This is a genomic window from Gracilibacillus salinarum (assembly GCF_022919575.1).
Classification (GTDB): domain Bacteria; phylum Bacillota; class Bacilli; order Bacillales; family Amphibacillaceae; genus Gracilibacillus; species Gracilibacillus salinarum.
The window spans coordinates 708736-721288 of record NZ_CP095071.1 but is presented as its reverse complement, the minus strand read 5'-3'; the positions used below and the strand labels follow the sequence as shown (position 1 = coordinate 721288).

The 12553-nt window shown below is 36.8% G+C and carries 14 protein-coding genes; 9 read left to right on the top strand and 5 right to left on the bottom strand.

The genetic code is table 11. The features are described 5' to 3' along the window. Positions 1-355: 355 nt before the first annotated feature. Together MUN87_RS03655 and MUN87_RS03650 are read right to left on the bottom strand one after the other, a co-directional pair. On the bottom strand, positions 356-823 hold the full coding sequence (locus tag MUN87_RS03655) for an endolytic transglycosylase MltG (RefSeq protein WP_244746330.1): 468 nt from the start codon (positions 821-823) through the stop codon (positions 356-358). 14 nt (positions 824-837) lie between these two features. Then, complete coding sequence (locus MUN87_RS03650) at positions 838-1179, bottom strand: hypothetical protein (protein ID WP_244746329.1); 342 nt, start codon at positions 1177-1179, stop codon at positions 838-840. 156 nt (positions 1180-1335) lie between these two features. Here MUN87_RS03650 and rpmG point away from each other — a divergent pair, with 156 nt between their 5' ends. The 4 genes from rpmG to MUN87_RS03635 all read left to right on the top strand — a co-directional run bounded on the left by rpmG (position 1336) and on the right by MUN87_RS03635 (position 3995). After that, positions 1336-1485 (top strand): 50S ribosomal protein L33, encoded by a 150-nt coding sequence (gene rpmG, locus MUN87_RS03645; protein ID WP_018933855.1) that lies wholly within the window; start codon positions 1336-1338, stop codon positions 1483-1485. Between the two features lie 87 nt (positions 1486-1572). Beyond that, the gene (locus tag MUN87_RS03640; protein ID WP_244746328.1) at positions 1573-2193 is read left to right on the top strand and encodes a 5-formyltetrahydrofolate cyclo-ligase; all 621 of its coding nucleotides are present in this window, start codon (positions 1573-1575) and stop codon (positions 2191-2193) included. 5 nt (positions 2194-2198) lie between these two features. Next, positions 2199-2375, top strand: coding sequence for a protein YqgO (gene yqgO / locus MUN87_RS22535; protein WP_500796462.1), 177 nt, complete (start codon positions 2199-2201; stop codon positions 2373-2375). A 75-nt stretch (positions 2376-2450) separates the two neighbouring features. Beyond that, a complete protein-coding gene (locus tag MUN87_RS03635; protein ID WP_244746326.1) occupies positions 2451-3995 on the top strand; it encodes a rhomboid family protein in 1545 nt (514 codons plus the stop codon). Here the strand turns inward: MUN87_RS03635 and MUN87_RS03630 are convergent, their stop codons facing one another. Then, positions 3996-4886: a hypothetical protein gene (locus MUN87_RS03630; protein WP_244746324.1), complete on the bottom strand. Its 891-nt coding sequence runs from the start codon at positions 4884-4886 to the stop codon at positions 3996-3998. 107 nt (positions 4887-4993) lie between these two features. Here MUN87_RS03630 and MUN87_RS03625 point away from each other — a divergent pair, with 107 nt between their 5' ends. The 4 genes from MUN87_RS03625 (at position 4994) to MUN87_RS03610 (ending at position 9713) form a co-directional block, all read left to right on the top strand. Beyond that, positions 4994-6448 carry a spore germination protein gene (locus tag MUN87_RS03625; protein WP_244746323.1) on the top strand — a complete coding sequence of 485 codons (1455 nt, stop codon included), beginning with the start codon at positions 4994-4996 and terminating at the stop codon, positions 6446-6448. Positions 6449-6507: 59 nt separating this feature from the next. Further along, positions 6508-6699, top strand: a complete 192-nt coding sequence (locus tag MUN87_RS03620) for a YqgQ family protein (protein WP_244746322.1) — start codon at positions 6508-6510, stop codon at positions 6697-6699. A gap of 14 nt (positions 6700-6713) precedes the next feature. After that, positions 6714-7673, top strand: coding sequence for an ROK family glucokinase (locus MUN87_RS03615; RefSeq protein WP_244746321.1), 960 nt, complete (start codon positions 6714-6716; stop codon positions 7671-7673). Between the two features lie 150 nt (positions 7674-7823). After that, complete coding sequence (locus tag MUN87_RS03610) at positions 7824-9713, top strand: LTA synthase family protein (RefSeq protein WP_244746318.1); 1890 nt, start codon at positions 7824-7826, stop codon at positions 9711-9713. Positions 9714-11246: 1533 nt separating this feature from the next. Here the strand turns inward: MUN87_RS03610 and MUN87_RS03605 are convergent. Continuing rightward, on the bottom strand, positions 11247-11426 hold the full coding sequence (locus MUN87_RS03605) for a DUF2759 domain-containing protein (RefSeq protein WP_244746317.1): 180 nt from the start codon (positions 11424-11426) through the stop codon (positions 11247-11249). Positions 11427-11573: 147 nt separating this feature from the next. Between MUN87_RS03605 and MUN87_RS03600 the strand changes: the two genes are divergently transcribed. Next, the gene (locus MUN87_RS03600) at positions 11574-12203 is read left to right on the top strand and encodes an MBL fold metallo-hydrolase (protein ID WP_244746315.1); all 630 of its coding nucleotides are present in this window, start codon (positions 11574-11576) and stop codon (positions 12201-12203) included. Between the two features lie 40 nt (positions 12204-12243). On the opposite strand, the gene MUN87_RS03595 is transcribed toward MUN87_RS03600, so the two are convergent. Further along, positions 12244-12486, bottom strand: coding sequence for a DUF2626 domain-containing protein (locus tag MUN87_RS03595; RefSeq protein WP_244716607.1), 243 nt, complete (start codon positions 12484-12486; stop codon positions 12244-12246). Between the last annotated feature and the right edge of the window lie 67 nt (positions 12487-12553).

Here is a 12553-nt window from a genome sequence, read left to right as displayed (position 1 = left end):
GCATTGCTTCGAAGTGAGCTTCCTCGGCACAAGGCAGCAAAGAAGCATTTTCAAGTAGTAGCCTAGCTGAAGCCGTGCCCACAGGACGCGGAGCCTATTTCCGGAGCTTTGCAACGCAGAAAGAATATTTCAAAATGACCGTTTTGCCATACAGTCTTAGTTAACATAATTCATATTATGGGAAGTTGTTTATTGATTAATTCAATTAGAACCGGGCGGTTTATGCCCGGTTTTTCTTATGAAAGCATTCAGTTATAAAGCCGAATGCAGAAGCAATTATGTACATTTTATAATGCGGTTTACATCAACTAGACATGTGCTTATTTTTGAAAATTTTAAATGCTGTGTGTAGTAATTAATTCGTAATCAACTTCGCAATATCTGACATTTTCATTTGATTGTTCAATGAAAATTCGCCAATTTGAATGGAAGTGGTTAGATTGTTATCTTCTAAATAAGTGATAAATGCTTCACTATCATTGATTAGCTTATTTTCTACTAATGCATCTGCAATTTCTTGCAGGGACATACCGGATTCGATAGTAACATTTGCAGTAATGACTTGTTCTTCGGTTTCGTCAGCTACTTGACTGTCTTGTTTCGTTTGTATGTTTGCAAGTTCGTCTTCTAATCTTTCTATTTTCTGTTCCTTATTTTCCTGATAAACAAAATAGCCTTCTTGTTGAACCGCTTTAATGTTTTCTTCCGTCGATGCAGCAGCACTGGAGCTGTTTGCAGAAGGTGATTCGATCCAATAGATAACGCCAATTAGAATGGCTGCGGTGAGTAAGCCTAAAGAGAAAGCTCTAATAGTTTGTTTCAAAATTATCCCTCTTTTTATAATTGTTTAATCATTGTCATCACATCATATTCATTTAATTGTACTTTCTCGGCAATAAATGCCGTGTGATGTCCTTGTTGATGCAATTCCTTCACTTTTTTCATTACAGGTGTTTCGTTTCTGGAATAGGACATTGTTTGTTCGACTGTTTCGTCATTAATCAGAAGTTCTTCTTCGAGAATACTTACTTTCTTTTTCAATTGATAAGTTTCCTGTAGGGTGGAGATAGAGAATTGTTCCAACTGATCTTCTAGTTGTTTAAATTTATCTTGGGTAAAAAACGAAAGAATCCATAATATAATCGCTATAATGATAATTGCTCCGATTGCAAAATACATGCTTTTCCTCCTATTCCTTTCCATATCTAAATATAGTTATATCATAATTAACAGAACAATAAAACAGATACTTGAAATTCTCGTTTGTTTTTGCTATGATATTGTAGGTAATGATTCGATATGAATGATGTTATGATTTAGTTTGGAGGGAAAACCATGCGCGTTAACATTACTTTAGCTTGTACTGAAACAGGCGATCGTAACTATATTACGACTAAAAATAAACGTAAACATCCTGAACGTTTAGAGCTGAAAAAATATAGCCCACGTTTAAAACGACACACGTTACACCGTGAAACAAAATAATGAACAGATAAAGCTCTTACCATCGCTTGGTAAGGGTTTTTCTATTATGTATGGGACCATACAACCTAAAGAGGGGGAGGTGGCAGAATGCAAGAGACGAAAGAGAAGCAGCTAATAAGGGCTGATGTATTTAAGACATGGCAACAAATGAACGATAGAAGCTCAGTAGAGAGGCGTCTCCAGAACCGGTTGTTCAGATCTTACGAATGGAAACAGTCTCACACAGTAGCTATTACGATCTCGACTACATTGGAATGGGACACAGAAGAAATCATCAGAAGAGCGTGGAAGGAAGGAAAACGAGTAGCGATACCGAAGTGTTTTCCTGTAACGAAAGAAATGTGTTTTTATCATTACGAATCAGGAGATACATTGCTTCCATTATGGAAGGATATGCTTGAGCCTATTAGTAATGCCGAGTCCTTCATAAACAAATCTGATATTGATTTAATCATAGTTCCTGGCATCGCTTTTGATAAGTCGGGCTATCGCATAGGATATGGAGGCGGATATTATGATCGCTATTTACAAAGTTTTCGAGGAAAATCGATTTCTATAGCAGCAGGCTTTCAATTGTATTCATCGATTCCGGTACAGCCACACGATATCCCCGTAGACATCATTATTACGGATGTTTGCAAGCTTTATCAGCCAATACATAAAAAAACGTGGGAAGGAAACACTTCTTATATAGAAGATAAGGAGTGATAGATATGAAAGTTGCAAAGATTCTTTTGTCATTCGCGACTCTGTTATCCACTGTATATTTCTTTCGCCATAATATCACAAAAGGGTTAATAAATATCCCTTTTATACGAAAGTTTGGCGTTCGGTCTGTTATGAAGATCCCATACTTCCGGAATAAATTTATGGGTTCCATGTTTCGATAAAGATAACACTCATTACTATTCCAATCATAAGAAAACATGATATGATTGGAATAGTAATAGGGTGGGTGAGTGAAAATGTATATAAAGAACCAATTCGTTCGTCATCAATTAGTATTACATTTACTAGAGCAGGAAGGTTATGAAACAATAACTACATCTTCTAATCAGGACGAAATTTTGTTATGGCGTAAGATGAATAGAATGACAAACATCGTTAGAATTTCATTGAAACAGTTTGATTGGGCTCGAGAGCTTGATCATTCTATCGAACAAATAGAGAAAAATGTTAGTAAAAACTTGCAATTGCCTTTGTTTCAGAAAGAAGTTAATTTTCATCATGTTTGTATAGCAGATTATGTACCAGTAGATAATTGGCAGCAACATAAAGCTTCCAATATAAAAGCAATTGATCATACATATGTTTATATCTGGGCGTCAGATCAAGATGAACAATTTGCCCGTTTTTTTAAAAATGCGGGTATGAAGCATCCTTTAAGCTTTTCCATCCCAGAACAGCCTATGGAATTAGAACAGCATGCACAGTATTTAAAGCAACGAATTGACCATATCGACTATCAAGCAAAAAAAGAAGTCGCTGACGTATTTAATAAGGCAAAACCAATTCTGTCCTATGTACTGATTGCGATCAATATTGTTGTATTTGTTCTCCTTGAATGGATGGGGGGGTCTACAGATCCCGATACATTGATAAAATTCGGCGCCAAATATAACCCCGCTATGATGGAAGGGGAATGGTGGCGTGTAGTATCTTCTATGTTCTTACATATAGGTGTTTTCCATATTGGTCTTAATATGATGGCTCTTTACTTTGTAGGTACATTGGTAGAGCGGATTTTTGGCAATTATCGATTTATTATCATCTATTTTTTAGCAGGCATCAGCGGAGGGATAGCTAGTTTTGCCTTTAATGCGAATGTGGCAGCAGGAGCTTCCGGAGCATTGTTTGGACTATTTGGGGCGCTGCTATTATTCGGTTTGAAAAACCCGAAGATTTTCTTTAAAACGATTGGAATGAACGTTATTTTCCTAGTTATATTGAATATTATTTTCGGGTTTTCTATACAACAAGTGGACAATGGAGCCCACTTAGGCGGTTTGATTGGTGGATTTCTAGCCGCTGGAGCGGTCCAGTTGCCTAGTATGAGAAAAAGCTGGAAACAAATCTTATTTTTATTCGGTTATCTTGTGTACAGTTTCGGTTTATTGTACTACGGTATCCAAAATGACCAGATTCAATATAACGAAACTGTCCAGATTCAGCACATTCAGCAATTAATAGAAGCGGAACAATACCAGAAGGTAGCAGAATCAGCCTCGCAATCTCTACCGCATGCAGAAGAATATCAGGCAGAACTTTTATTTTATCGTTCCTTTGCCAATATTCAACTAGGAAATTATAAAAAAGCGGAAAAAGATTTAGAAGCTGCTGTTGAGAAAAAGCCGAGATTCGAAGAAGCACTTTACAACTTGGCCTTGATTTATCAACAAGAACAAAAATTGTCCGAAGCATTGGAAATCTCAAAGAAACTGCTGGACCTTGATCAAGATAATTCGACTTATCAATCGTTATATAAGGAATTAACAAAAACGACGAGTTAATCATTGCCCGTCGTTTCTGCTTTCCTCTGAGATGGATAGTTTTTGATACAGTTGTTCAAGTTGATAATTTTCGTTCTCGAATAGGACGATTAAATGATCATTGTTTTTATCAATTAATATAATCGGCATAGTCTGGTTTTTTGTATTGGATTGATCCGCAATTGGCAAAATATAATTTCGATACAATCCTTCCCATAATTGTCCCATGATACGATCTGTCTGTTCCTGAGTCAATCCTTCTAAAGGAGTATTCTGAAATTTACTGATAGAGGTTAACGGATAAATCTGGTATTGTTCAATATCAAGATTTGACTCGCTTATCCACTGTTTCCATGCGTATTGTAATTGTTGAGTTGTCGTATGGTCTATTGTCTCTTTCCATTCCTCCTGCATTGATGAATTCGGTTCTCGAAAGGATTCTAATGCTGTATAAGGAGAGTCAATTACATAAAGCTGATCTACCGTCATACGCTGAATACTTTTAATTTCATCATTCGGGTAATGAATTTCACCATGGTGGAAGGTGATTGCCTGAAAATGGCTACTGTCACTTTCTTCAAAAAGTACTTCTAATGATATATTGTTTTCATTTTCTTTCCATTGTCCTTTCATTCCTTTTAACTGCCCGTCCATATAGAGCAATGAAACGTCCTGCCTTAAATAGATCTCGTTATCCAAACTACTGTTAGCTGTCCACTTTATTCGATATTGATCATTTCCTGTCTCATCTAATAATTGCAATTTTGTCTCGGCATCAACAAAAGAGGTATCGGCATCTAAGGGGAAATATTTAATGGTTTCTTCTGCAGAGTGTTTAGATAACAATAACAACAACATACTTAGCATCATTAATATACATATAAAAATATGTAACTTCCTTGATTTGATCATGAGTCATCCCTCTTTTAGTTAAATTTAACTTGTCCACTTTTCTTCCTGTATGAAACGACTGAAATGGAACAGACTATCCATTAATGGGATGATGAAGGAGGAATCGCATGGAACAAGAGAAACGTTTGTATCATAATTATGAGAAGAATGTTCAATATATACATGATTATTTGGCAGTAGATAAAAGCTTTGACCTTGTCCATCTAGATGTCGAGTATGCTGGCAAGAAAATGGCGTTGTTTTTTATTGATGGATTGATTAAAGATGAAATGCTTCATTATTTAATGCGTTTTCTCGCTGAGTTAGATGAAGGTGATCTAGATACAGATACGCTTCAAAAATTAATCAAACGCTATATTCCTTATGTAGAAATTGATGTTGAAAAAGATATAGACAATGCAGCTGATTTGGTATTGGCAGGTCCTACAGCCCTTGTAGTAGAGGGACTTGATAAGGTAATAATGATCGATGCCAGAACGTATCCTGTCAGAGGACCTGAAGAACCTGACCTGGAAAGAGTAGTAAGAGGCTCTCGTGATGGTTTTGTGGAAACGATAATATTTAATACAGCATTGACAAGAAGAAAAGTGCGTGACAAGTCATTGCGAATGGAATATATGTCAATCGGTCGCAGATCAAAAACAGATATTTGTATTTGTTATTTGGAAGATATTGCAGATTCGCGACGAGTAGAAACTCTCAAAGATCACTTGGACAGTATTGATACTGATGGATTACCGATGGCAGAAAAAACAATTGAAGAATATCTGAGTGGGAAAACGTGGAATCCATATCCGACAATCCGTTATACCGAGCGGCCTGATACTGCATCTGAACATCTTTATGAAGGACACATATTAGTAATTATTGATGGTTCTCCAAGTGTCATGATTACACCAGCGACATTCTGGCATCATTTACAGCATGCAGAAGAGTACCGACAGAAGCCATTTATCGGTGTCTATCTCCGTATGGTTCGTTTTCTTGCGGTATTTGTATCGTTATTCCTGCTGCCATTTTATTTCTTACTTTCTACGCAGCCAGAATTATTACCGGATGCAATAGCTTTCATTGGTCCAAAAGAAGTTGGCCTCATTCCATTAATCGTTCAATTTCTTTTGGCGGAAGTTGGAATTGACGTATTAAGAATGGCTGCTATTCATACGCCATCAGCCCTGGCTACTGCTCTTGGTCTTGTATCAGCTATTATCATCGGTCAAATTGCCGTAGAGGTTGGCTGGTTTTCCAATGAAGTTGTGTTGTATTTGGCAGCAGTAGTGATGGGGACATTTGCCACGCCAAGTTATGAATTAAGCTTAGCGAACCGAGTCACCCGAATTATTTTGTTACTTGCTACGGCTATATTTGGTGTGAAAGGATTTATTATCTCTATAACACTGTATATTTTGTATTTAACTAACTTAAAGACATTTTACATCGGCTATTTTTGGCCGTTTATACCATTTGAACCAAAAGCATTTTTAAATGTTATTGTGCGACAGCCGATTCCATACGATCATCAGCGCCCATCATTTTTAAATCCGAAAGATCCGGATCGATAAATATAGTTTTTTATTTCCTTTTGGAATTGACTTTGATATAATATCTTAGGTGATATCGAATGCAGAGTGTTTATGATATACGAAAACTATTATTGAAATTTGGAACGATCATCTACTTAGGTGATCGTTTAGCTGATTTAGAAATGATGGAAACAGAATTAGATGAACTTTTTCAAGTGAATATCATCACAAAAGAAGATTATTTACAAGCAAAAATGATTCTAAAAAAAGAGAGAGAGAAAACTAAATAAAAGGGTGGAATACAATGGAGAAAGATTTGTTGATTGGAATTGATATTGGCGGAACAACTGTAAAGCATGCAATCATTACGAGTAATGGGGAAATGATTTCTAGTTGGGAAATTCCTACGAACCTGCAAAACGCTGGGATCAGTATTCCAACAGATATTTGGACTTCCATTGAATTAAAACTTAACGAGTTAGAGATTAAGAAACAACGAATATTAGGTATAGGAGTAGGTGCTCCAGGTTTCATTGAACCTGAAACGGGTATAGTTGCAATAGCAGTAAACATCGGCTGGAGAGATTTTCACCTTAAAGACTTACTGGAGGGTTTATCCGGTTTACCTGTCTTAGTAGATAATGACGCAAATATTGCTGCATTGGGTGAAAATTGGCAAGGGTCAGGTGACCAGGTAGACAACATGTTGGCTGTTACACTTGGTACCGGTGTCGGTGGAGGCATAATTGCAAATGGTCATATTCTAAGTGGAGCGAATGGTACAGGTGCAGAGATTGGCCATATGATCGTAGAACCTGACGGAGCCCCGTGTAATTGCGGTCGAAACGGCTGTCTCGAAACCGTAACATCTGCTACAGGAATAGTACGACAAGCAGAAGAATTAATGAATGCAGGCAAAGCTGTTAAGTTGCAACAACGAAAAGAAAGTGTATCCCGAATTACAACGAAGGATATATTCGAATGTGCCAGTGAAGGTGATCTGGATTGTCAGGCTCTCCTGCAGTATGTCTTTGATGTGCTCGGTTTTTCATTAGCCAACGTAGCCGCTACGGTGAATCCTGCTAAAATTTTAATTGGTGGGGGCGTATCGAAAGCTGGAGATGCTTTATTGAATCCTGTAAAGGCAGCATTTGAGAAATACGCACTCGCTAGAGCAAATGAGGCCTGTACATTTGGAATTGCACAACTAGGAAATGACGCGGGCGTGTACGGTGGTGCATACCTTGTGTTACAAAACAATTAAAAAAATGCAATTGTCATGAATTTCGTAAATTAATTGTAACTTTTTTTAAGATTTATGAAACTTTTATGTGATATCTTTCGTCTATAATAAATAGATATAGAAAAATAGATATAGAGATTCAGGGTAATCATTTTGAGGAGGATATAAAATATGAAAAAGCTGCACATGCCATTATATATAATCGCAGCCTTACTATTTGGTTTAAAAACGTATATCATTTATCGATTTATATTCGATATAACACTTGAGAACACAATGCAGGAGCTAATTTTAATAATCAACCCGTTTGTTACGGCGTTTTTTATATTTGTTCTAAGCATATTTTTCAATGAGAGAAGACAATTAAAATACATTAAGTATGCTATGTTACTAGGATCATTGATCCTGTTTTTCAATATTGTATTTTTCCGAAACTTCTCTGATTTTATAACGATCCCGTTATTATTCCAAGGAAGCAATGCAGCTGACTTAGGAAGTAGTGTATTAGGTTTAATTGAAGTATGGGATATCGCTTTATTCCTAGATGTCGCTATCGTATGGATATTAGCAAGAAAATACGGAACAACTTTAACATCAACATTCTCTAAACGTTATAAGCGATTAGCGGTTGTATTGTCTTTATTAATGATTGCTGGGAACTTTACTCTAGCAGAAATTGAACGTCCACAACTGTTTCAACGTACGTTTGACCGAGAATACTTGGTGAAAAACATTGGTATTTTTAATTACCATATCTATGATGCCATTTTGCATTCTAAGTCGAAAGCACAGCGTGTTTTTGCTGATGGAAATGAGCTAACAGAAATCTCTGATTATATGAAAGAAGAAACGACTACTTCAGGTAGTGAAGAAATGGAAGGTATTGCAGAAGGTAAAAATGTCATTTTTATCTCTTTGGAATCCTTGCAAAGTTTTGTGATTAACAACACGATGAATGGTGAAGAAGTAACACCTTTCTTAAATGATTTAATTGGGGACAGTTATTATTTTGAAAACTTCTACCATCAGACAGAGCAAGGAAAAACGTCTGATTCGGAGTTTATTGTAGAGAATTCACTTTACCCATCTCCAAGAGGGGCAGTTTATTTCACACATTCTTCTAACGATTTTCATTCTTTACCAGAAATTATCGGTAATAATGGATACTATTCAACGGTATTCCATTCGAATAATAAAAGTTTTTGGAATCGCGATGTAATGTATGACAATCTTGGGTACGATCATTTTTACTCGGAAACTGCTTTTGAAGTAACAGAAGAAAATTCAGTTGGATGGGGTCTGAAAGATAAACCATTCTTTGAACAGTCAATGAAATATTTACAACAACTGAATCAGAAAGAACAACCATTCTATTCTAAGTTTATTACGTTAACAAACCACTATCCATTTGAATTAAGTGAAGAGGATGCCACTATCGATCCTTATGATTCTAACTCAAATACGTTGAATCATTACTTCCAGACAGTTCGCTATATGGATGAAGCGGTAGAAGAATTCTTCAACCACCTGAAAGAAACTGGTGTATATGATGATTCCATCATTATTTTAATGGGGGACCACTATGGTATTAGTGATTTCCACAAAAAAGCAATGAGTCAATATTTAGACACAGAGTATACAGATTTTCAGCACGTACAATTACAGCGAGTACCATTTATTGTTCACATTCCGGGTGAAGAAGGAAAAACATTCTCGAAAGTTGCCGGCCAAATTGATGTAAAACCAACTATCCTTAATCTATTAGGTATTGATGACAGTAATGACCTTTCTTTCGGTACTGACTTATTCAGTGATGAACGTAAAGATTACGTAGCATTACGAGACGGTAGCTTTATTACCGAAGACTATGTCTATACGAAAGATCAATGCTACAACAAGGAGACTGGTGAATTAATACAAGGTAATATAGAATCCAGTGATGACGATGAAGCCAATGCATGTGGACCATATATGGAACAAGTAAATCAGGAACTCAATTATTCAGACCAAATTGTATTCGGCGATCTATTCCGCTTTTACGACTTTGGCGATGAAGAATAATAAGAAAAAAGGATGAACATACTGTTCATCCTTTTTTTATATGGAAATATAGTATCATTTCTTCTAATATAGAAGGTGTAAACTAGCAACTAACTTAGTAGTCATTTTAGTGATAGGATACTGCTTCGCTAACCAGTAGGCGGACAGCGAGGCCTACTTTCGGAACTAATAAAACACACGGAGCATATTAAAATCGCCACCTATACTCCAATTTTATACTCAGTATTATAGGCAGTACTGTTATATATATTTACTATTATGAAAAACAATTATTGAGTAATCTAATAAGTACTATTTATCTAAAGCTAAACACGATGATACGCAGATAATTATCATATGAAAAACCGGGCATAACCCGCTCGGTCCTAATTGATGTGTTTTGCAAAGCAGATTGTTAGAAGGTTGCAATCAGAAAGTGAGAATGTTGCAACTCGACACGGAGCCTCTGTGAGCATGAATGATTAGCCAAGATGCCAGCTATATAAAGGCTTGGCTAACTTACAAGGGTATCATGCTCACTTCTCCGTATAAAGTTGCAACGCCTTAATCCCATTGCAATATTCATAACTTTTACTTTGCATTAAACAATTGACTTAATTAACAAACAACTTCCTATAATATGGATTATGTTAAGGCTGTATGGCAAATCAATCATTTTGAAATATTTTATCTGCGTTGCAAAGCTCCAGAAATAGGCTCCTCGTCCTGTGGGCACGACTTCAGCTAGGCTACTACTTGAACAGCTTCTTTGCTGCCTTGTGCCGAGGAAGCTTACTTCAAAGCAATACTGGCAGACGCAGGCACAGACGAAATGGATCTTCAGTTCGCGCTGATTCCACGGGAGTCTCCGCCTATTTCCTACGCTTTAGGGAAGTGCTACAACGTTTGGAATATCAAAAAACAGTATTTCTAGGCATATGTTATCTATTCAATTGCTGTTATACATGCGGCGACCAATATGCTAGTTCTTCCAGAAGTTGTAGAGTCCTTAACCTAGCGCAGGTCAACCACGTAGACTCCCGCAGGACGCGAAGTTGGACGGAGCGGCATAATACCACTAATAATATTTCATAATGGTCGCAAAGCTAGTTAACATAATCCATATTATAGGAACTCCAATCATGTTCCATATGATTACTGATGTGACCAGACTTATATACTTTCAACGAACGGCTAAGTTCACCCGGTGCTAACTAATAGCAACTGTGCTGTTTTTGCCGAGGAAGCTTACTTCGAAGCGATACATGCAGAAGCAGGCACAAATGAAATGGATCTTCAGAGCTCGTGACACAACGTATAGAACAGCAAAAAGGAGTCATGCTAGGCATTGTATTCGTCAATTAAGGTGTAGATTTCGCAGATAGTCCTAAATATCGAATATCATAACTGCCGTATGAATTGTGGAGCCATACATCAGCGTAGGCAAACATAATAAGAAGCCATCTTTACTGAAAAAAAGTACAAGTTCGAAAATTCCGAACTTGTACTTTATGTAGGTGCATCCATCAAACAGTAATTATTTAAGAATGCGTTTTAGTTTTGGAATAAAGGATGAATTAATTCCCAATATAATGTTGCAATGGAAAAGAATCCAAATACTAATGTGGCAAGACCCGCAAATGCGACACCGAACATGTTTTGCTTTTTCAATTCACGAAAAACAGCTAAAGCGCAAAGGATTGATACTACTAAAATGATAAATCCTAATTCCATTTTTTCCCCTCCTTACATCCAGTCCATCATTTTCATTCTACAACTGTTAACGTTATAATATGTATTAATAGATAATCCATACTTATTTTAAAACATAAAACGGATTTTGTCTATTAAAAGATGGGTGAGAGAAAGGATGTAATCGAGATGAAAGTTGAACAATTGCCACTAGGGCCACTATCTACTAATTGCTATTTAGCTGTACTTGATAAAGAAGTAGTGATTATTGATCCGTCTGGAGATGCTGAGAAGATAATCGGTCGCATTGAGCAATTAGCAGTCTCTCCTGTAGCCATTTTACTGACGCATGCACATTTTGACCATATCGGTGCGTTGGATATCGTGAGAGAACATTATCGTGTGCCTGTTTATTTACATACAGCTGAGCAAGATTGGTTAGAAGACCCTACATTGAATGGTTCCTCATTATTTGGAATGGGGGAAGTTACTGCAAAAGCTGCTGATCATTTAATTAATAGTGGCGATACGGAGCTACAAGTTGGAAACTTTACTTTTGATGCTCGGCACACACCGGGACATTCACCAGGTGGTGTAGCGTATGTCTTTCACCAGAATCGTTTGGTCTTTGGTGGAGACAGTTTGTTTGCAGGTGGTATCGGAAGGACTGATTTAGCTGGTGGCAATTTTGAGCAGCTAGAAGAAAGTATTAAAGAGAATTTTTATCTTCTGCCTGATGACTATATTGTATATCCTGGGCACGGTCCAGAGACAACGATTAAGCTGGAGAAAGAGTCCAATCCATTTGTGCAAGGATAGCCAAAACGCTCTGATCGATTGTGATCAGAGCGTTTCCATTTTAATGTCCAAATCCAGGAACAAGAATAAAGTTGGTGTAGAATGTAAATCCAATAAAGAAAATAGTACAATAAGCTCCAAATAAATACATATACATTCTCTCGGAAAGTTTTAAATATCCGACACCTAGAAAGAATATTGTTTGTGCTAAAAACAAGTATGCCATCGTCATCATGTCTCCAACGTAAAACATGACAGTAAAAATAGCAGTCCAGAAGGCTAGCATGCGGAATACCCGATCCATTGTTCCCCCTCCTTTATTTTATCAGTATGTATCATGACTATTATAAACGACTCTAACCTAATTGTAA